The organism is Chryseobacterium sp. JV274, assembly GCF_903969135.1.
GTDB lineage: Bacteria > Bacteroidota > Bacteroidia > Flavobacteriales > Weeksellaceae > Chryseobacterium.
Genome location: NZ_LR824569.1, coordinates 4,148,069 through 4,168,503 on the forward strand (window position 1 = coordinate 4,148,069; position 20,435 = coordinate 4,168,503).

Annotated in this window: 10 protein-coding genes, 2 tRNA genes and 3 rRNA genes; 14 read left to right on the forward strand and 1 reads right to left on the reverse strand. The window is 39.2% G+C overall.

Translation table 11 applies throughout. The features are described from left to right. Positions 1–1,048: 1,048 nt before the first annotated feature. The 14 genes from CHRYMOREF3P_RS19220 to CHRYMOREF3P_RS19285 all read left to right on the forward strand — a co-directional run bounded on the left by CHRYMOREF3P_RS19220 (position 1,049) and on the right by CHRYMOREF3P_RS19285 (position 17,645). A 16S ribosomal RNA gene (locus CHRYMOREF3P_RS19220) occupies positions 1,049–2,565 on the forward strand. 197 nt (positions 2,566–2,762) lie between these two features. Continuing rightward, a tRNA-Ile gene (locus CHRYMOREF3P_RS19225) sits at positions 2,763–2,836 on the forward strand. An 83-nt stretch (positions 2,837–2,919) separates the two neighbouring features. Continuing rightward, a tRNA-Ala gene (locus tag CHRYMOREF3P_RS19230) sits at positions 2,920–2,993 on the forward strand. A gap of 203 nt (positions 2,994–3,196) precedes the next feature. Continuing rightward, positions 3,197–5,955, forward strand: a 23S ribosomal RNA gene (locus CHRYMOREF3P_RS19235). Positions 5,956–6,098: 143 nt separating this feature from the next. Continuing rightward, a 5S ribosomal RNA gene (rrf, locus tag CHRYMOREF3P_RS19240) occupies positions 6,099–6,206 on the forward strand. The 16S, 23S and 5S rRNA genes sit together here with 2 tRNA genes alongside, the layout of an rRNA operon. Positions 6,207–6,823: 617 nt before the next feature. Further along, positions 6,824–8,146: a sigma-54-dependent transcriptional regulator gene (locus CHRYMOREF3P_RS19245; protein WP_180565275.1), complete on the forward strand. Its 1,323-nt coding sequence runs from the start codon at positions 6,824–6,826 to the stop codon at positions 8,144–8,146. 353 nt (positions 8,147–8,499) lie between these two features. Further along, the gene (locus CHRYMOREF3P_RS24420) at positions 8,500–8,577 is read left to right on the forward strand and encodes a potassium-transporting ATPase subunit F (protein WP_077415921.1); all 78 of its coding nucleotides are present in this window, start codon (positions 8,500–8,502) and stop codon (positions 8,575–8,577) included. A 6-nt stretch (positions 8,578–8,583) separates the two neighbouring features. Further along, a complete protein-coding gene (gene kdpA, locus CHRYMOREF3P_RS19255; protein ID WP_180565276.1) occupies positions 8,584–10,278 on the forward strand; it encodes a potassium-transporting ATPase subunit KdpA in 1,695 nt (564 codons plus the stop codon). 174 nt (positions 10,279–10,452) lie between these two features. Continuing rightward, on the forward strand, positions 10,453–12,492 hold the full coding sequence (kdpB, locus tag CHRYMOREF3P_RS19260) for a potassium-transporting ATPase subunit KdpB (protein WP_180565277.1): 2,040 nt from the start codon (positions 10,453–10,455) through the stop codon (positions 12,490–12,492). Between the two features lie 10 nt (positions 12,493–12,502). Next, on the forward strand, positions 12,503–13,060 hold the full coding sequence (kdpC, locus tag CHRYMOREF3P_RS19265) for a potassium-transporting ATPase subunit KdpC (protein WP_077415826.1): 558 nt from the start codon (positions 12,503–12,505) through the stop codon (positions 13,058–13,060). A 67-nt stretch (positions 13,061–13,127) separates the two neighbouring features. Next, entirely contained in the window at positions 13,128–14,213 is a 1,086-nt protein-coding gene (locus CHRYMOREF3P_RS19270) for a porin (protein ID WP_232539067.1), read from the forward strand. Positions 14,214–14,270: 57 nt separating this feature from the next. Next, positions 14,271–15,380 (forward strand): histidine kinase, encoded by a 1,110-nt coding sequence (locus CHRYMOREF3P_RS19275; RefSeq protein ID WP_047383121.1) that lies wholly within the window; start codon positions 14,271–14,273, stop codon positions 15,378–15,380. A 5-nt stretch (positions 15,381–15,385) separates the two neighbouring features. After that, positions 15,386–17,101 (forward strand): ATP-binding protein, encoded by a 1,716-nt coding sequence (locus CHRYMOREF3P_RS19280; RefSeq protein ID WP_077415824.1) that lies wholly within the window; start codon positions 15,386–15,388, stop codon positions 17,099–17,101. Between the two features lie 76 nt (positions 17,102–17,177). After that, a complete protein-coding gene (locus CHRYMOREF3P_RS19285) occupies positions 17,178–17,645 on the forward strand; it encodes a hypothetical protein (RefSeq protein WP_180565278.1) in 468 nt (155 codons plus the stop codon). A gap of 225 nt (positions 17,646–17,870) precedes the next feature. On the opposite strand, the gene CHRYMOREF3P_RS19290 is transcribed toward CHRYMOREF3P_RS19285, so the two are convergent. Next, complete coding sequence (locus tag CHRYMOREF3P_RS19290) at positions 17,871–20,369, reverse strand: T9SS type A sorting domain-containing protein (protein WP_180565279.1); 2,499 nt, start codon at positions 20,367–20,369, stop codon at positions 17,871–17,873. Positions 20,370–20,435 lie beyond the last annotated feature (66 nt).

The window sequence follows — 20,435 nt, forward strand, 5'->3', positions numbered from 1 at the left end:
GAGCTATTTCCTGCTATCCATTCATACTCCTCACGCCCGGGCTGTGCGATTCTCAAATCCGCCTGCTCTCCAACGCATGCTGCGGGGTACCCATTTCTATCAGGGCTAGGGGGAGGTTAATGATGAATTATGAATTCCCCCGAAATACCCTATACTAAATATACATCATCATCTGTGCAAATCTGCGTGATCTGTGGTTAACCAGTACTCATTCCATAAGAACGCACTATTATCCTGAGCGTAGACGAAGGGAGCCTGTTTTATAAAAGCTTCCCCTTGCACCTTTCCCCCAACCTTCCCTTTATCTTATATATATATAATAGAATGTATCTTTCATTACCCCATTACTCATGATTTCTTCTCCCTCAAAGCGCTCCCTTGAATCTCCCAAACAAATGTTTAAAATTTTTCTCTCTGCGTTCCAGTGTATTAGGGTTAAATATTACGGGTGTGTAAAATTTATGTTAAATAAAGTTGTTTTGCGTTGCAATAAGTTGTTATCTTTGCCCCACTGAAAAACGAGAGTAATACAGTAGCGCAGGAGAGCTTTTAGATAAGCATAGACATTATGATACTTCAACAAGAGGCAGACAAAAAACTTTAATTTTTTTATCAAAAAAAGTTGCGAGTTTAAAAAGAGTTTGTATCTTTGCAGTCCCAAATAAAGGGAGCGCAGGAGTAGAGTGATTGAGGTTTAGGAGAGGGATTAAGAGGCAGACAAAAAACTTTAATTTTTTTATCAAAAAAAGTTGCGAGTTTAAAAAGAGTTTGTATCTTTGCAGTCCCAAATAAAGGGAGCGCAGGAGTAGAGTGATTGAGGTTTAGGAGAGGGATTAAGGTTACTTAAAAAACTTTAAAATTTTCTTTCAAAACATTTGGTCATTAAGAAATAAAGTTTTACTTTTGCACTCGCAAATACGGAGCGCCACTGACAGAAGAGAGTGCTTCGTTACAAAGCGAAAGATATAAAGATCATTGACATACAATATAACAACCAAGTAAGGAAAAACTAAAGCGTAAAAAAACTTTGAGTGAGTCAGACAAACATACAATGGAGAGTTTGATCCTGGCTCAGGATGAACGCTAGCGGGAGGCCTAACACATGCAAGCCGAGCGGTATTGTTTCTTCGGAAATGAGAGAGCGGCGTACGGGTGCGGAACACGTGTGCAACCTGCCTTTATCTGGGGGATAGCCTTTCGAAAGGGAGATTAATACCCCATAATATTTAGAATGGCATCATTTTAAATTGAAAACTCCGGTGGATAGAGATGGGCACGCGCAAGATTAGATAGTTGGTGAGGTAACGGCTCACCAAGTCAACGATCTTTAGGGGGCCTGAGAGGGTGATCCCCCACACTGGTACTGAGACACGGACCAGACTCCTACGGGAGGCAGCAGTGAGGAATATTGGACAATGGGTGAGAGCCTGATCCAGCCATCCCGCGTGAAGGACGACGGCCCTATGGGTTGTAAACTTCTTTTGTATAGGGATAAACCTACCCTCGTGAGGGTAGCTGAAGGTACTATACGAATAAGCACCGGCTAACTCCGTGCCAGCAGCCGCGGTAATACGGAGGGTGCAAGCGTTATCCGGATTTATTGGGTTTAAAGGGTCCGTAGGCGGATCTGTAAGTCAGTGGTGAAATCTCACAGCTTAACTGTGAAACTGCCATTGATACTGCAGGTCTTGAGTGTTGTTGAAGTAGCTGGAATAAGTAGTGTAGCGGTGAAATGCATAGATATTACTTAGAACACCAATTGCGAAGGCAGGTTACTAAGCAACAACTGACGCTGATGGACGAAAGCGTGGGGAGCGAACAGGATTAGATACCCTGGTAGTCCACGCCGTAAACGATGCTAACTCGTTTTTGGTTTTTCGGAATCAGAGACTAAGCGAAAGTGATAAGTTAGCCACCTGGGGAGTACGTTCGCAAGAATGAAACTCAAAGGAATTGACGGGGGCCCGCACAAGCGGTGGATTATGTGGTTTAATTCGATGATACGCGAGGAACCTTACCAAGGCTTAAATGGGAAATGACAGGTTTAGAAATAGACTTTTCTTCGGACATTTTTCAAGGTGCTGCATGGTTGTCGTCAGCTCGTGCCGTGAGGTGTTAGGTTAAGTCCTGCAACGAGCGCAACCCCTGTCACTAGTTGCCATCATTAAGTTGGGGACTCTAGTGAGACTGCCTACGCAAGTAGAGAGGAAGGTGGGGATGACGTCAAATCATCACGGCCCTTACGCCTTGGGCCACACACGTAATACAATGGCCAGTACAGAGGGCAGCTACACGGTGACGTGATGCAAATCTCGAAAGCTGGTCTCAGTTCGGATTGGAGTCTGCAACTCGACTCTATGAAGCTGGAATCGCTAGTAATCGCGCATCAGCCATGGCGCGGTGAATACGTTCCCGGGCCTTGTACACACCGCCCGTCAAGCCATGGAAGTCTGGGGTACCTGAAGTCGGTGACCGTAAAAGGAGCTGCCTAGGGTAAAACAGGTAACTAGGGCTAAGTCGTAACAAGGTAGCCGTACCGGAAGGTGCGGCTGGAACATCTCATTTTAGAGCGTCGTAAGACGATAAAAAAACAAAGGTACTTAAATGTACCATGCACTTACTTCAAAGTAAAGCTTTAGTTTTTTGTTTGGTTGGTTATATAAAAAATACAACACCCACTAGAAATTAGTATAGGGAAAGAGATTGAGAAATGAAGAAGAGGAAAAGTATAACTTACTTACTCATCCCCATAACTCATATAAAGTCTCGTAGCTCAGCTGGTTAGAGCGCTACACTGATAATGTAGAGGTCGGCAGTTCGAGCCTGCCCGAGACTACTAATTAAAGCGGCTGGCAAATAGCTTATAGCTGATGGCAAAAATGCCAGAAGCCAGAAGCAAATAGCCAACAGCAACTAGAGGGGGAATTAGCTCAGCTGGCTAGAGCGCCTGCCTTGCACGCAGGAGGTCAAGGGTTCGACTCCCTTATTCTCCACAGTTTTGGAAGACTGATTTAAAAGTTACGGATAGAGCCAAAAACAATATCTGTTCATCAGTTGTACAAAAAGAATTTAAGATCATTGACATTAACGGTAAAGACATCACAAAGAGATAACCGAGCACTTTCGAGTGCCGAGTTTATAAAAATATCGATAAATTAAATTTATCAAAAAATACTGAACTAATATAATTATTAGGAAAGAAATCGTTAAGGGCGTATGGCGGATGCCTAGGCTTTCAGAGGCGACGAAGGACGTGGTAAGCTGCGAAAAGCTGCGGGGATTGGCACACACGAATTGATCCGCAGATGTCCGAATGGGGCAACCCGGCTGGTTGAAGACCAGTCACCTCGTAAGAGGAGCAAACCCGGAGAACTGAAACATCTAAGTACCCGGAGGAAAAGAAATCGAAGAGATTCCGTAAGTAGTGGCGAGCGAAAGCGGATTAGCCCAAAAGCTGATATATGTTTAATAGAATGTTCTGGAAAGAACAGCCGTAGAGGGTGATAGCCCCGTATATGAAAGGCATATTTGAGTGATAAATGAGTAGGGCGGGACACGTGAAATCCTGTCTGAATATGGGGGGACCATCCTCCAAGGCTAAATACTCCTGAAAGACCGATAGTGAACAAGTACTGTGAAGGAAAGGTGAAAAGCACTTCGAATAGAAGGGTGAAATAGAACCTGAAACCGTACGCCTACAAGCGGTCGGAGCAGCATTAAGCTGTGACGGCGTGCCTTTTGCATAATGAGCCTACGAGTTAATTTTACTAGCGAGGTTAAGGTATTAAGTACCGGAGCCGGAGCGAAAGCGAGTCTGAATAGGGCGTATAGTTAGTAGGATTAGACGCGAAACCTTGTGATCTACCCATGGGCAGGTTGAAGCTCTGGTAACACAGAGTGGAGGACCGAACCGGTTGACGTTGAAAAGTCTTCGGATGACCTGTGGGTAGGGGTGAAAGGCCAATCAAACTGGGAGATAGCTCGTACTCTCCGAAATGCATTTAGGTGCAGCGTCGTATATAAGTTTATTAGAGGTAGAGCTACTGATTGGATGCGGGGGTTTCATCGCCTACCAATTCCTGACAAACTCCGAATGCTAATAAATGTTCTACGGCAGTGAGGGCATGGGTGCTAAGGTCCATGTCCGAGAGGGAAAGAACCCAGACCAACAGCTAAGGTCCCAAAATATATGTTAAGTTGAAACAACGCGGTTGGACTGCATTGACAGCTAGGATGTTGGCTTGGAAGCAGCCATTCATTTAAAGAGTGCGTAACAGCTCACTAGTCGAGCGGTCCGGCATGGATAATAATCGGGCATAAACATATTACCGAAGCTATGGATTTGTACTTTATGTACATCTGGTAGGAGAGCATTCTATTTGCGCTGAAGCAGTACTGTGAGGTATTGTGGAGCGGATAGAAAAGAAAATGTAGGCATAAGTAACGATAAAGCGGGCGAGAAACCCGCTCACCGAAAGACTAAGGTTTCCTCAGCCATGCTAATCAGCTGAGGGTTAGTCGGGACCTAACGCGAACCCGAAAGGGGTAGTGGATGGACAATGGGTTAATATTCCCATACTTGCTCACACTAAAAAGGGGACGGAGTGCCGTACTTACTGGAGACTGACGGAATAGTCAAGGCCTAGCCTTCGGGCGAAGCTGCTGTAGGGAAAGTGCTTCCAAGAAAAGCCGAAGTGAAGCAACCCGTACCAAAACCGACACAGGTAGTCGAGGAGAGAATCCTAAGGTGCTAGAGTGAATCATGGTTAAGGAACTAGGCAAAATAGTCTCGTAACTTCGGGAGAAGAGACGCCATCAGCAATGGTGGCCGCAGTAAAGAGGCCCAGGCGACTGTTTATCAAAAACACAGGACTCTGCAAAATCGAAAGATGCAGTATAGGGTCTGACACCTGCCCGGTGCTGGAAGGTTAAGGAAGGTGCTTAGGGTTAAACCGAAGGCATTGACTGAAGCCCCAGTAAACGGCGGCCGTAACTATAACGGTCCTAAGGTAGCGAAATTCCTTGTCGGGTAAGTTCCGACCTGCACGAATGGTGTAACGATCTGGGCACTGTCTCAACCATGAGCTCTGTGAAATTGTAGTATCGGTGAAGATGCCGATTACCCGCAATGGGACGAAAAGACCCTGTGAACCTTTACTATAACTTCGTATTGACTTTGAGTAAGTAATGTGTAGGATAGGTGGGAGGCTTTGAAGCTTGCACGCTAGTGTAGGTGGAGCCAACGTTGAAATACCACCCTTTACTTACTTGGAGCCTAACTTCTTAAGGGAAGGACATTGCGTGGTGGGTAGTTTGACTGGGGTGGTCGCCTCCAAAAGAGTAACGGAGGCTTTCAAAGGTACCCTCAGCACGCTTGGTAACCGTGCGTAGAGTGTAATGGCATAAGGGTGCTTGACTGTGAGACCTACAAGTCGATCAGGTGCGAAAGCAGGACATAGTGATCCGGTGGTTCCGTATGGAAGGGCCATCGCTCATAGGATAAAAGGTACTCCGGGGATAACAGGCTAGTCTCCCCCAAGAGCTCACATCGACGGGGAGGTTCGGCACCTCGATGTCGGCTCGTCACATCCTGGGGCTGGAGAAGGTCCCAAGGGTTGGGCTGTTCGCCCATTAAAGTGGCACGCGAGCTGGGTTCAGAACGTCGTGAGACAGTTCGGTCTCTATCTATTGCGGGCGTTAGATGTTTGAGAGGGCTTGATTCTAGTACGAGAGGACCGAATTGAACAAACCTCTGGTGTATCAGTTGTACCGCCAGGTGCACTGCTGAGTAGCTACGTTTGGAAGAGATAAGCACTGAAAGCATATAAGTGCGAAACTCGCCTCAAGATGAGACATCTTTTAAGGGTCGTTGGAGATGACGACGTTGATAGGCTACAGGTGTAAAGACAGTAATGTCATAGCCGAGTAGTACTAATTACCCGTAGATTTATAGCCTAATATGGCGCACGAAAGTGCAGCAAGGTTACCTCTTTGTGAAAGTTTTTATCGAAAATAACCAGGTAGCAGATGGTAGCTATTGGGAAGCAGGTAAAACCTGTATCCTTTTATCTATACCGTGCAGCCTTATATACCTTCTTTAGGGTGGTTTTAGCGGTGGGGCTCACCTGTTCCCATTCCGAACACAGAAGTTAAGCCCACCAGCGCCGATGGTACTGCGAAAGCGGGAGAGTAGGCCGCCGCCAGTTTTTATTTTATTTTTAAAAAATCCTTTATCTTATGATAAAGGATTTTTTTTGCGTTATACCCAAACACCCAAACAAGCACAACCCTAAAAGATAAGTAATGAGCAATAGATATACATCATTGATACATATTCCACTCCGTAGGAGTCTATACAATACCTTTTAAATTTTATAATTAAGTAGATCTAAGATTATCAATTTATCAATCACTTAAATATTAAAACATCTATAGTATTCCTTTGAACTCTTAAGATTCTAATAAATAAGCCTTGATTCCTACGGAATGACATAATCGGAAAAAGAGATATTAGTTCGATTTAGAACTTATCATTTCTCATCCACAGTTCATACCAGAACCCAGAGCTACACAACTCATCATTCATAACTTATAATTCATAATTAGACTTCTTCCTAGCCCCGATAGTAATGGTTACCCCGCAGCATGCCTGGGAGAGCCAGTGGGATGCAGCGTAGGGCAGCCTGGCGTGAGGAGTATGAATGGATAGCGGGAGAAGGCTCCAAAAATATCACCAGTTGTTCACTAAACTATTTCCTTGTAGAAACCAGTTTTACTCGAATAAATTCAATAAGTTTGTATTAGTTTTCCAAAAATAATTATAATGTCAGGAAACATTCTGATCATCGATGATGAGATCAAACTCCTTAAGTTACTGGGAATGATCCTCTCCCAAGAAAATTTTAATGTAAAAGAAGCTTCTACAGCACGTTCAGCGATGACAATGCTGGAGCAATATGATTTTGATGTTGTTTTAAGCGATGTCCGTCTGCCTGATGCTTTTGGAGTAGAACTGATAAAGTCTATTAAAAGCAAATATCCTCAGCTGGAAATTATTCTAATGACTGCATTTGGAAATATCACGGATGCAGTACAAGCCATGAAGAATGGCGCTTACGATTATCTGGTGAAAGGAGATGATAATGAGAAAATTATACCATTGGTGTATAAAGCCCTTGAAAAGGTAAAGGATAATAAATCTAGAATGGTCCAGCAGGTTGTTACGAAAGGTTTTGATCAGATCCTGGGTAAATCACCTTTAATTCTGCAGGCTAAGAAATTAGCAGAAAAAGTGGCTTTAACGAATGCTGCTGTGCTTCTTACAGGAGAAACAGGAACGGGTAAGGAAGTCTTTGCCAGTGCTATTCATGAAGGAAGTGACAGAAATAAAAACAGCTTTGTGGCAATCAACTGTTCAGCATTTAGTAAAGAGATTTTGGAAAGTGAGCTTTTTGGCCATAAACAGGGGGCTTTTACAGGGGCGATAAAGGATAAAAAAGGGTTGATTGAAGAAGCAAATGGAGGGACATTATTTCTGGACGAAATTGGTGAGATGCCGATAGAACTTCAGGCTAAGCTGCTCAGAGTTCTGGAAACCAGGGAATTTATCAAAATGGGTGAGACGAAAGTTTCAAAGTCTGATTTTAGATTGATTGCGGCTACCAACAGAGATCTGGAGGTTGAAATAAAGCAGGGAAACTTCAGAGAAGATCTCTATTTCAGATTGAATGTATTTGAAATCAGTCTTCCGTCTCTGCGCAATAGAAAAGAAGATCTGAAAGTACTTGCGAAGAACTTTATTGATCTTTTTTCTCATAAACTTCACTTGTCCTCTGTTCAGGTGAGTCCGGACTATTATAAAGCGCTAGAAGTAAATGAATGGAAAGGAAATATTCGTGAGTTGAGAAACGCTGTAGAGCGGAGTTTGATTTTAATGGATAACAATATTCTTGATGCTGAAAGCCTTCCTCATTATTCCGAGAAAGCAGTTCCGGAAAGTGATTCACTAAGCATTCGTTCACTGGAAAAAATACATATCCAAAAAGTATTACAGTACACAAAAGGAAATAAAGCAGAAGCTGCCCGTTTACTAGAGATCGGTATTGCTACGCTGTACAGAAAGCTTGAAGAATATGGATTGAAATAAATCTTTTATCATTTTAATAAAGAGCCTATCATTTTGATAGGCTTTTCTGTTTTTATATAGTTTGGTTATTTAGGTTAATGTATTGATATATAGATTTTTACTCGATTGTTTTTCAGAATGGACTTTCTTTTGGCATATAGTCTCTGAATAAAATATTTTAAAATGACAATTTCAAGAAAAACGTTTAAAAAACGGGAGCATTCAACTTTTAGTCTGCTGATTGTATCGTATGTATTACTGACTCTTTTAACCATAATGATTAAGATATGATGCTTATAAGTTTAATTCTGCTTTTTGCAGTGTTGTTTTGGCTTTTATATAAATCAGTTGAATTTTTTGATAGAATATAAATTATGTGGAGTTTATTTTTCCTCTCAATACTTGCCTTTGTGTATATCTGTTATGTTTTAATTAAACCTGAAAAATTTTAATTGGTCATGAATACAGAAATTTTAGGCATTATAGCAATGTTTGCTGTCACGTTAGTTATCGGAATATTTTTAGGTAAATACATAGCTAATGTTTATGGATACAAAAAAACTTTCCTTGATCCGGTTTTTGAACCCATTGAAAAGTTAATTTATAAAATATCGGGAATCAATCCTTCCCGTCAGATGAATTGGAAACAGAATATGTATGCCATGCTGGCGATCAATCTGATCTGGTTTATCATTGGTTTTCTTCTTTTAATGAACCAGGCCTGGCTTCCTTTAAATCCTGATGGAAATCCGAATATGTCACCCGATCTGGCTTTTAATACAACTATTTCGTTTTTAGTCAATTGTAATTTACAGCATTATTCGGGAGAAACGGGAGTAAGCTATCTGAGCCAGCTTTATCTGATGTTTTTACAGTTTGTAACAGCAGCAACAGGGATGGCGGCAATGGCGGTTCTTTTCAAAGCTTTTAAAGAAAAAACAAGCACAGAATTAGGGAATTTCTACGATTTTTTCACAAAATCAATGATCAGAATTCTGGTTCCAATAAGTATAATTGTAGCTTTCATTCTTTCTATCAATGGAAGTCCGATGACTTTTGAAGGAAAGGATCATATGATTACTTTGGAAGGTCAGAAGGCTGATGTTTCCAGAGGTCCTGTATCTGCATTTGTTGCCATTAAACATTTAGGCACTAATGGAGGTGGGTTTTTTGGAGCCAACTCAGCACATCCGCTTGAAAATCCTAATTATATAACCAATATGACAGAGATGGTCACTCAAATGATCATTCCTTTTGCATTGGTATTTGCACTGGGTTTTTATCTGAAGAAAAGAAAGCTTTCATGGGTGATCTTTACCGTAATGACAGTCGGTTTTCTTGCTCTTACCATTCCGAATGTTGTGAATGAAACAGGAGGAAATCCTCTGATTACACAAATGGGAACAGACAACAGTCTGGGAGCAATGGAAGGCAAAGAAATACGCTTCGGAAGTGCTTCATCTGGTTATTGGAGTATCGCAACTACAGTTATTTCCACAGGGTCTGTGAATTCTATGCATGACAGTACAATGCCGCTTTCAGGGATGAATGAGCTGCTTGCGATGATGATCAACTGTTTCTACGGAGGCTGTGGAGTCGGAATTCTGAACTATTTCATCTTTATCATTCTGGCGGTATTCATAAGCGGTTTGATGGTAGGGCGAACCCCGGAATTTATGGGCAAAAAGATTGAAGCCAAAGAAATGAAGATCGCGATGATTGTAGCTTTATTCCATCCTTTCTTAATTCTTGCAGGAACAGCTTTAACGGCTTATTTACCGGAATTTGGAACAAAAACATTGAATAATCCCGGTTTCCATGGTTTCAGTGAAATGCTTTATGAATTTACCTCTTCTGCAGCAAATAACGGATCCGGATTCGAAGGACTTGGAGATAATACCCCTTGGTGGAATATCTCAACAGGAATTGTGCTGTTACTATCAAGATTCATCCCGATTATAGGACCGGTAGCGATTGCAGGACTATTGGCACAGAAGAAATATATCCCTGAAAGCTCAGGAACGCTGAAAACAGATACGGCTACTTTCGGATTTATGACACTGGCAGTGATTCTACTGATTGCAGCACTGTCTTTCTTCCCTGCATTGACCTTGGGTCCTATTGCAGAGCAGATTCAGTATTTCTCAAAATAAATGTGAACATTAAAAATTACAATCAATATTAACCATTAAGGATGCTGAGAAGTTTGAGGAAGCTAGTCTGACACTTACTGAAACGTTCACTTAATATTATCCATATCTATCCTTATTATTTGGCAGACCTTAATGGTGATTATTGATTTACAATGATATAAACTCTTTCAAAAAATGAAAAATCAGTCACAAACATTGTTTCAGAGAGATTTGGTAAATGAAGCGATCAAGCAGTCCTTCGTAAAGCTAAATCCGAAAATTATGTTTAAAAATCCAGTAATGTTCCTGGTGGAAGTCGGAACAGTTGTCATGTTCATTGTGAGCATGTTCAGTCTTACTGGTGATAAAAGCCAGGGAAGTTTTTCCTACAATTTTTTAGTATTTATTATTTTATTTTTCACCGTTCTGTTTGCGAATTTTGCAGAAGCTATAGCAGAAGCAAGAGGAAAAGCGCAGGCTGATACCCTCCGAAAAACAAGAGAAGAAACTCCAGCCAAATTAGTGGTTGATAATAAACCCGGGTTTCAGGTAGAAACAGTGTTGAAAATGTCTGCTGAAATGACTTTAGGTGATATTTTCCTTTGCGAAGCCGGAGATCAGATTCCGATGGATGGTGAGATTATTGAAGGTCTTGCAACCATTGATGAGTCTGCCATTACCGGGGAAAGTGCCCCTGTAATCCGTGAATCAGGAGGAGATAAAAGCTCTGTAACAGGAGGTACAAAAGTTCTTTCAGACAGAATTAAAGTAAAAGTAACAACAAAACCGGGAGAATCTTTCCTTGATAAAATGATTGCTCTTGTAGAAGGAGCATCAAGACAGAAAACACCTAACGAAATCGCATTAACTATACTTTTGGCAGGATTTACCCTTACATTTATTATTGTTACCCTCACTTTAAAGCCTTTTGCAGATTACGCGCAGACTCCGATTACTATTGCGGCATTTATATCTCTTTTCGTTTGTCTTATTCCGACAACAATCGGAGGCCTGCTTTCTGCAATCGGGATTGCAGGGATGGACAGAGCATTGAGAGCGAATGTGATTACCAAAAGTGGTAAAGCTGTAGAAACAGCAGGAGATATTGACGTTCTGTTGCTGGATAAAACTGGAACAATCACTATTGGAAACCGTAAGGCAACACAATTCCATCCAGCTAATGGAATTCAGCTTGAAGAATTTATTAAAGCTTCTGCACTAAGTTCTGTAGCTGATGAAACACCGGAAGGAAAATCAATCATTGAATTAAGTGCTTTAAAATCTGAAGATTTATTGGTTCCTAATCCTACTTATATTGATTTTACAGCAGAAACCAGAACTTCAGGGATTGATTTTGACGAAACAAGAATCCGTAAAGGAGCTTATGATACCATAAAAAAACTGACTGAAAAAGCCGGGAATATCTTCCCAAAAGAAACCCAGGATGCGGTGACCAAAATTTCTGAAAATGGAGGAACTCCTCTGGTGGTAGCCGTTAATGAAAAAGTATGGGGTGTAATTGAACTTCAGGATATCATCAAAACAGGAATTCAGGAGCGTTTCCAGAGACTGAGAAAAATGGGAGTAAAAACGGTAATGGTAACCGGAGATAATCCTTTAACAGCAAAATTTATCGCAGAAAAAGCTGGAGTAGACGACTTTATTGCTGAAGCCAAGCCTGAAGATAAGATGAATTACATCAAAAAGGAACAGCAGGAAGGGAAGCTGGTAGCCATGATGGGTGACGGTACAAACGATGCTCCGGCGCTGGCTCAGGCAGATGTAGGAGTAGCAATGAACAGCGGAACACAAGCAGCGAAAGAAGCCGGAAACATGGTAGATCTCGATAATGACCCAACAAAGCTGATCGAAATTGTGGAAATCGGGAAGCAGCTGCTGATGACAAGAGGAACATTGACAACTTTCAGTATTGCCAACGACGTAGCAAAGTATTTTGCCATTATTCCGGCGCTCTTCATCACTTTTATTCCTTCGCTTCAGAAGCTGAATATTATGAATCTTCACAGCCCTGAAACAGCCATATTATCAGCGGTTATTTTCAATGCGGTAATCATTCCGTTTCTGATTCCGCTGGCGTTGAAAGGGGTGGCTTATAAGCCAATTGGTGCAAGTGCCTTATTGAGAAGAAATCTTTTGATCTACGGCCTGGGCGGAGTAATCGTTCCGTTCATTGGAATCAAAATCATTGATCTGGTAATCAGTTTATTTTATTAAAATTTAAAAAATGAAAAATCATATTGTTTCAGCATTCAGATTAACTCTTGTAATGCTGGTGGTTACAGGTATTTATCTGGCAATTGTATACGGAGGTTCTAAAATACTTCCCAACAAAGGAAACGGAGAAATTGTTTATAATAAAGGGCAGAAATTTTATGCCAATATCGGACAGGAATTTAAATCTGAAAAATACTTTCATGGGCGTCCTTCTTCTGTCAATTATAATGCAGCAGGAAGTGGTGGCAGCAACAAAGGGCCAAGCAATGAAGAATATCTGGAAACTGTACAAAAAAGAATAGATACTTTAAAAATGAAGAACCCTGAAATGGGAAATACTAAAGTTCCTGTAGAACTTGTTACGGCAAGTGGTAGCGGTCTGGATCCTGATATTTCTGAAGAAGGAGCTTTGTACCAGGCAAAGAGAATCGCAAAAGTGAGAAGCCTTTCTGAAGAACAGATCAAAAATTTAATCAATAATCAAACTGAAAAGCCGTTTTTAGGGCTTTTCGGACCATCCAAAGTAAATGTTCTGAAGCTTAATATCGCTTTGGATCAATTAAAATAATAAATTTAATAACCGATAATCATGTCAAGGTTTTAAACCCTGACATAATTAACATACCTTAATAAAAGTGAAAAAATATTTAGCTATAGGTGCCATATTGGGAATGTTTTTCTCAAAAGCCCAATCATCAGATTCATTGAAAACAGGGAATAAAGTGACATTTTCCGCTTATGCAGAACTCTTTTATACCTATGATTTTAATGAGCCGGGCAATCATATGCGTCAAAACTTTTTATACTCATATAACAGACATAATGAAGTAAATCTTAATCTGGGATTGGTTAAAGCCAACTATCAGAGTGAAAATCTCCGTGCCAATGTAGCTTTAATGGCCGGAACTTATGCCCAGGATAATATGGCAGCTGAACAAGATGCTCTGCGCTATGTAAATGAAGCGAATATCGGAATCAAAATTTCTAAAAATAAAAACCTGTGGATTGATGCAGGGATCATGCCGTCTCATATCGGCTGGGAAAGTGCCATAGGAAAGGATAATATTAATCTGACCAGAAGTTTTGCAGCAGAAAATTCTCCTTATTTTGAAACGGGTGCCAAAATTTCTTATATCTCAGATAATGGGAAATGGTTTTTAAGCGGATTGGTCTTGAATGGCTGGCAGAGAATTGCCAAGCATGAAGGAAATCAGAGTATTTCTTTCGGACATCAGGTGACCTATAAACCCAATGATAAAATTACCCTGAACAGCAGCTCGTTCATCGGGAATGATAAAGCAAAGGATGATAAAAGAATGCGCTATTTCCATGATTTGTATGGAAGTTTTCAGCTGACAGATCAGTTTTCAGCGGTATTAGGATTTGATATCGGAGCAGAGCAGAAGTCAAAAGGAAGCGAGCAGTATAATATCTGGTACAGCCCCAATGTATTAATGAAATATCAATTAGACAACAAATGGGCACTGGCAGGAAGATTAGAATATTACAATGATAAAAACGGTGTGATTATCAGTACAGAAACTCCCAATGGATTTCAGACTTTCGGATATTCTCTCAATGTAGATTATGCAATCTTTAAAAATGTGGTTTTCCGTACAGAGGCAAGAGGTTTTACTGCTAAAGATGCCATTTTTGCAAAAAATGATGAATTTAGAAAAGGAAATTTCTTCATCACAACAAGTCTTGCAGCCTGGTTTTAGTGATCAGTTTAACCACAGTTGAACGTGTTTAAAATAAAATTAAAAAGAATAAAATCAATGTCATCAGCAAAAGATTTTTTAGAACTTATCCAGAAATCCCGTAAAGGAAAATTCAAAATTTATATCGGGATGAGTGCAGGTGTAGGAAAGACTTTCCGTATGCTTCAGGAAGCGCATTCTCTTTTGCGAAATGGCATTGATGTAAAGGTTGGTTATATAGAAACCCATGGTCGGGAAGAAACCGTGGCACTGGTAGAAGGACTTCCTGAAATTGAAAGAAAATCGGTTTTTTATAAAGGAAAAAACCTTGAAGAAATGGATCTTCAAGCTATCATTAATGAACATCCTGAAGTCGTTTTGGTAGACGAGCTGGCCCATACCAATGTAGAAGGATCTAAAAATAAAAAAAGATGGCAGGATGTCCTGGAAATCCTTGATAATGGGATCAATGTCATTAGTGCCATGAATATCCAGCATATCGAAAGCCTGAATGAAGAAGTAAAGAAAATCACAGGAGTAGAAGTGGCAGAGCGGGTTCCGGATAAGATACTGGCACTTGCGGATGAAGTGGTGAATATAGACCTTACGGCTGATGAGCTGCTGACGCGTTTAAAAGAGGGAAAAATCTATAAAAAAGAAAAAATTCAGACCGCACTCAGCAATTTCTTCCAAAGTGGGCATATTCTCCAGCTTCGTGAGCTGGCTTTAAAAGAAGTGGCTACCCACGTGGAAAGGAAGGTAGAAACAGAAATCAAAACTGAAAATTTTAAACCTATAAAATTTCTAGCCTGCATCAGCAGTAATGAGAAAATTGCCAAAACAATTATCCGGAAAACAGCGAGATTAGCCAGTTACTATAACAGTCCATGGACTGTTTTGTACGTTCAGAAACCTTCTGAAAATCCGGAAAAAATTGCCCTGGATAAGCAGCGGTATTTAATTAATAATTTTAATTTAGCACAGGAATTAGGCGCCAAAGTAGTCCGGATCAAAGAAAGCAGTGTTCATAACGGAATCCTGGAATATGTGATTGCCCATAATATCACAACGGTCTGCATTGGGAAACCTCATGCCAGTTTCTGGCAGCGAATGCTGGGCTACAGCTGGATCTATACCCTTATGAACAGGCTGAATGAAAGACAGATAGATATTATTATTTTATCATAAAAATAATGAAACTTAAAACGAAACTTACCTTAGGCGTTGGCCTTTTATTTCTGCTGATCGTTCTGCTTTCAGTGATAGGTTCTGTATACATCAATAAATTAAAATCTGATACTGAAAAGATTCTTACCGCCAATTACAACAGTCTGGAATTTTCCAAGAATATGCTTCTGGCACTGGATAATATCAGTACAGACAGTACCGTTGCAATAGCAGATTTTAGGAAAAATAATAAATTACAGGAAAAAAATCTTACAGAATTTGGAGAAAAAGAAGCTACCCAGAACCTCAATATGCATTTCAGCAGCTATCTGAAAGCACCGGACATCCATAAAGAAAAACTAATCCGCGAGGATCTGGCGAAGATCATGTCTTTAAATATGAAAGGCATAGAACGGAAGAGTGATATCGCCATCATTACAGCAGAAAATGCCACGTTCTGGATCGTAAGTTTAGGAACAGTGTGCTTCCTGATTGCTTTTATTCTGCTTTTCAATTTACCACAAACTATTGCAGAGCCAATCAATCAGTTAACCTTCAGTATCAAACAGATTGCTGATAAAAACTATAATGAGAGGGTGCATTTCAAAGGAAGTGAAGAGTTCAGCAGTCTGGCAGATTCATTCAATACGATGGCGGAGAAACTTCAGGAGTACGAAAGCAGTACACTTTCCAAGCAATTGATGGATAAAAAACGGATCGAAACATTGGTGAACAATATGCATGATGCGGTGATTGGCCTGGATGAGAATCATTTTATCTACATGATCAATGATGAAGCATTGAAGATCACCAATCTCCATAAAGAAGAAATCATTGGTAAAACGGCTCATGAAGTAGCCATCAACAACGATCTGATGCGCGAACTGCTGAAAAATATTGACCATCCGGTAAAAGACCCGATTAAGATTGTCCGTGATAATAAAGAAAACTATTTTGAACAGGATATTGTTCCCATCAATATTGTAAAAACAGGTGAAAAGGAGAAAAAATATATCGGAAAGGTAATTTTGCTGAGAAATATTACCCCTTTTAAAGAACTGGATTTTGCTAAAACCAATTTCATTGCAACGATTTCCCATGAATTGAAAACTCCGATTTCTGCTATTAAAATGGGCGTTCAGCTCCTTGGAAATCAAAAGTTTGGGGAACTGAATGAGCAGCAGCAGGAATTATTGAAAAGCATCAATGAAGATGGGCAGCGTTTACTGGATATCACAGGAGAATTGCTTAATCTTTCTCAGGTAGAATCGGGAAATATCAGACTGACCGTGGAAAAATGTTCTCCTAAAGAAATTGTACAGACTGCTGTAAAGAATGTTGAAAAGCTTGCCGAACAGAAAAATATCACCATTAGTACAGAATATCTTTTAGAAGAAAGTGATGCGGTAACTGCCGATTTTGATAAAACAGTCTGGGTGATGAATAACTTTCTTACCAATGCTGTGAAACACTCTTTTCAGGATGAAAATATTCAGATTGTAGTAGAAAAACAGAACTCGTTCATTCAGTTCAGTATTGTTGATACCGGAAGCGGAATTGATGAAAAATATCACCGTCAGATCTTTGACCGTTATTTTCAGGTTCCCGGAGAACATCAGAATGGAACAGGACTGGGATTAGCAATCTCGAAGAATTTTATTGAAAAGCAACACGGAGAAATAGGAGTGAAGAGTTCTCTGAATAATGGAAGCACGTTTTATTTCAGACTGCCGGTTTCATAAGAGTTATTGTTATATATTTGAATAAGAAAATATCTGATTTTCTTAATTAAAAACTTGTAGTTCTACTTTTAAATTAATGGATCCTTTTTTCTATTGGCCTTTAGGCATTCTGGCATTTTTTACTATTTCAGGCGTTTTCTTTTTTATACGGAACAAAAAAATTATCGAAAAGTATAAACAGCCGGATGCGGTGGAGTTTAAAAATATCCGTGGTACTATTGTTACGGTGAGTAAAGGAGGACTTAGTTATAATAAAAGGTTTCAATGGTGTAGTTTTGAAATTTTCATGAATCAGAATTCTATGTTTTTGTTTCCAAAAGATTTTTATATCGTTCCAAGAAACTGTGTTAATCTCAGATTTGGATCAGATCGCAGAAATACCAGAAAGTCAGAAGTTTTAAGGGAGTTTCATATCTATGAAAACTATGTTGAACTGATTCTTTATCCTGACAATATGTTGAATACAAAACGCACAATTTCCTTGAATGGACTGAATCAGAAGGAAATTTTACTGTTCCGGAAAGCTTTGCTGAGAGAAGCATAAACAGATGTTCTTAGGAAACAGAGAAAGGTAAAATCATTACAAAAGAGCCTTATATAGATTACTACAAGAATAAAGAACATATAGGGCTGATTCTTCCAAAGACAGGAGAAAGTTCTCCATATACTATTATTGTTTTTAAGTGAAATATGAATTTTGAGACAGATTCGAAAAACATAAAAAGGCTGCGAATAATTTTCGCAGCCTTTTTTATAAGATTGTGTAAGTTTAATCTTTAATAAACTTCTGAATAATTGCTTTATCTTTTGTGAAAGCTTTTAGAATATAGTTTCCTTTAGTAAGTTCAGAAACAGGGATTGAGTTTCCTGTTACGCTTAATGAACTGATAATTCTTCCGGCTGTATCATAGATTTCAGCTTTGATGATCTCCTGCTTAAATCTAATGTTTAAGACATCTTTTACCGGATTCGGATAAATAGAAATAATAGTGTTTTCCTTATTGGTTTCTGCTGTAGCCAACACATTTTGAACGCTTGTTGTGTACGTATTGGTTACAATAGGGTGGTTATAATCAAAATAGATTCTCGCTGTATTGCTGAAGCTGTCTCCAAGATTTAAGGTAGATTTTGTTTTGATTTTGAACGAAATGTATCCGTCATTATTCGCGTCATCAAAAGGAAGCTGGATATTTTCAAAGATAAATTCCACCGTATTCGGATTGGTAATTCTTGCAACAAAATTGTGGCTTCCGTTTAATGCAATTAAACTTGATATATCAAATTTGGAAGTATCAATAGCATCTTTTACAACAATATTCTGAGCGTTTGCAGTTCCTGTATTTTCAAACCTGATCAGGTAATGTACATAATCTCCCACCTGGGTTTGCGTAATAGTAGTTCCTTCAAGACAGGTCTTATCATTCGGATCAAAAGAATTGACAGCCGATTGGTTCAACATAAACTTATTGTCAGCAGGTGTTTCATCAGCAGCTCCGTTGATTTGTGCCATGTAATGCAGAATGTCCCCGCTGTTTAATGATGGAGACTGTGTTGGTGTATTTAATTTCAATTTTACAGTGATTTCTCTGGTTTCCAGAGGAAGAAGATTGGTGAAATTCCAGGTTAACATTCCTGTAGACTGTATATCGGGAGAAACTGTTGCATTCAGGAAATTCATCAGGTTATCATTGAAATTGAAAGCAATATTTCCTGATTGGGCAACCGTTCCTTTGTTTTTATAAACGATTTTATATTTGGTGTCAAATCCTGGAATAGCAGCCGTAACAGGAATAATCAGGACTTCAAGATCATTGTGATTTCCGTTGGCCGTTAAACAGAAATTTTGAGTTAGTGGACTTGTTTGTGCCGGAAAGTTGACTGTCAAAGTACTCGGAGACGATGTCCAATAGGCCGGATTTTCTGAAATAGGGGTAATCGTATGTGTACCCGCCTGTAAAGGAATAGAATAATTCCCTGACGAATCAGCGATCATATTTCCGGAAACAGAGCCACTTGTAATTGAAAATTTTTGGAACGGTTTATTAACATCATTGGAGTCACAGCCATTGTTGTTAATATCATACTTTGTATTACCGATAACTTTATAGTAAGTACCGCCCGGTGTGAATGAACAGTAGGAATTCAAATTGATATTGTTGAGTGAATAAGAAGTTAGATAATTACTAATCGCTGTGAAATCATCATCATCACAGCAAATATATTTAAGATTAGGATTGTTATTATTAATATGAAACCAGGATGCAACATTCAATACAGTTCCTCCGCTTTTCAGATTCATGTTTTTTAGAAGTGGATTGTCGTAGATCGTGATATTTTCCAGTAAAGGATTCATACTTAAATCCAATGTTGTAAGATTATTGTTTAGAGAACTAAACTGTCTTAAAGCTGGAAAAATTGAAAGATCTATAGCTGTTAAACCTGTAGATTGTAAACCAAGAGATTCTATATTTGTTGTATTATTGAAAGATAATGTTGATATCGGACTTTGTGAAAAATAAACAGTGTCTAAATTTTGTAAATTATGTAATTGAAGTGATGTTAAAGAATTACAATTATAAATTCCCAGATTATTCAGATTTGTACAACCTGTCAGATTAATATTATTGGTTGAAGAGCTGTTTCTTATTTGAAGCCATTCCAAAGCACTCATATTACTAAAATCTAAAGATTGAATATTAGTCTTATTGATCTCCAAAGATTTCAAATTAGGACAAAGACTAAGATTAATAGCATTGATAGGCTGAGTAGAATTTAGATTGTTAATAAGAAGACTTTTCAATGAATTGCTTTGCAGGTTGTAACTCGTAATATTATTATGCTCGGAAGACATCGTTGCTAAAGATGTACAACCTGCAATATTCAGAGAAGTTAATTGTGAATTATAGTTAATTGCTAAAGCAATGAGTTTAGTCATCGTACTTACGTCAACCGCAGATACAGAAGTCCCGAATAGATACAGATCTGTTAAATTAGTAAAGCTTTTAATCCCTTCGATAGACTGAATATATACTCTGTTTCCATAATAAAGATCAGACAGCTTTACAATATTATTAGCTTCACTTTGCTGTATAATACCGTCATTATTGGTATCAACGGGAATACTGCTTCCATACTGATCTTTTGCATAGCCATTGCTGTAATCAGCCGTTAATAAAAAGTTTTTGAAAGCCGGATCAGGGATATTCACATTTTGTGCCTGAAACATCGCAAAAATGATCATAGAAATGATGAGGTAGATTTTTTTCATGTATTATTAGTTAATGGTTATTTGTTGTGATTTGAAAACAAAAATAAACCATTAAGAGGAATATCT

Bases quoted from the DNA above. Each gene is read 5' to 3' on its own strand.
- CHRYMOREF3P_RS19245 (WP_180565275.1), top strand. From the start codon at position 6,824: ATGTCAGGAAACATTCTGATCATCGATGATGAGATCAAACTCCTTAAG.
- CHRYMOREF3P_RS24420 (WP_077415921.1), top strand. From the start codon at position 8,500: ATGTGGAGTTTATTTTTCCTCTCAATACTTGCCTTTGTGTATATCTGT.
- kdpA (WP_180565276.1), top strand. From the start codon at position 8,584: ATGAATACAGAAATTTTAGGCATTATAGCAATGTTTGCTGTCACGTTA.
- kdpB (WP_180565277.1), top strand. From the start codon at position 10,453: ATGAAAAATCAGTCACAAACATTGTTTCAGAGAGATTTGGTAAATGAA.
- kdpC (WP_077415826.1), top strand. From the start codon at position 12,503: ATGAAAAATCATATTGTTTCAGCATTCAGATTAACTCTTGTAATGCTG.
- CHRYMOREF3P_RS19275 (WP_047383121.1), top strand. From the start codon at position 14,271: ATGTCATCAGCAAAAGATTTTTTAGAACTTATCCAGAAATCCCGTAAA.
- CHRYMOREF3P_RS19280 (WP_077415824.1), top strand. From the start codon at position 15,386: ATGAAACTTAAAACGAAACTTACCTTAGGCGTTGGCCTTTTATTTCTG.
- CHRYMOREF3P_RS19285 (WP_180565278.1), top strand. From the start codon at position 17,178: ATGGATCCTTTTTTCTATTGGCCTTTAGGCATTCTGGCATTTTTTACT.
- CHRYMOREF3P_RS19290 (WP_180565279.1), bottom strand. From the start codon at position 20,369: ATGAAAAAAATCTACCTCATCATTTCTATGATCATTTTTGCGATGTTT.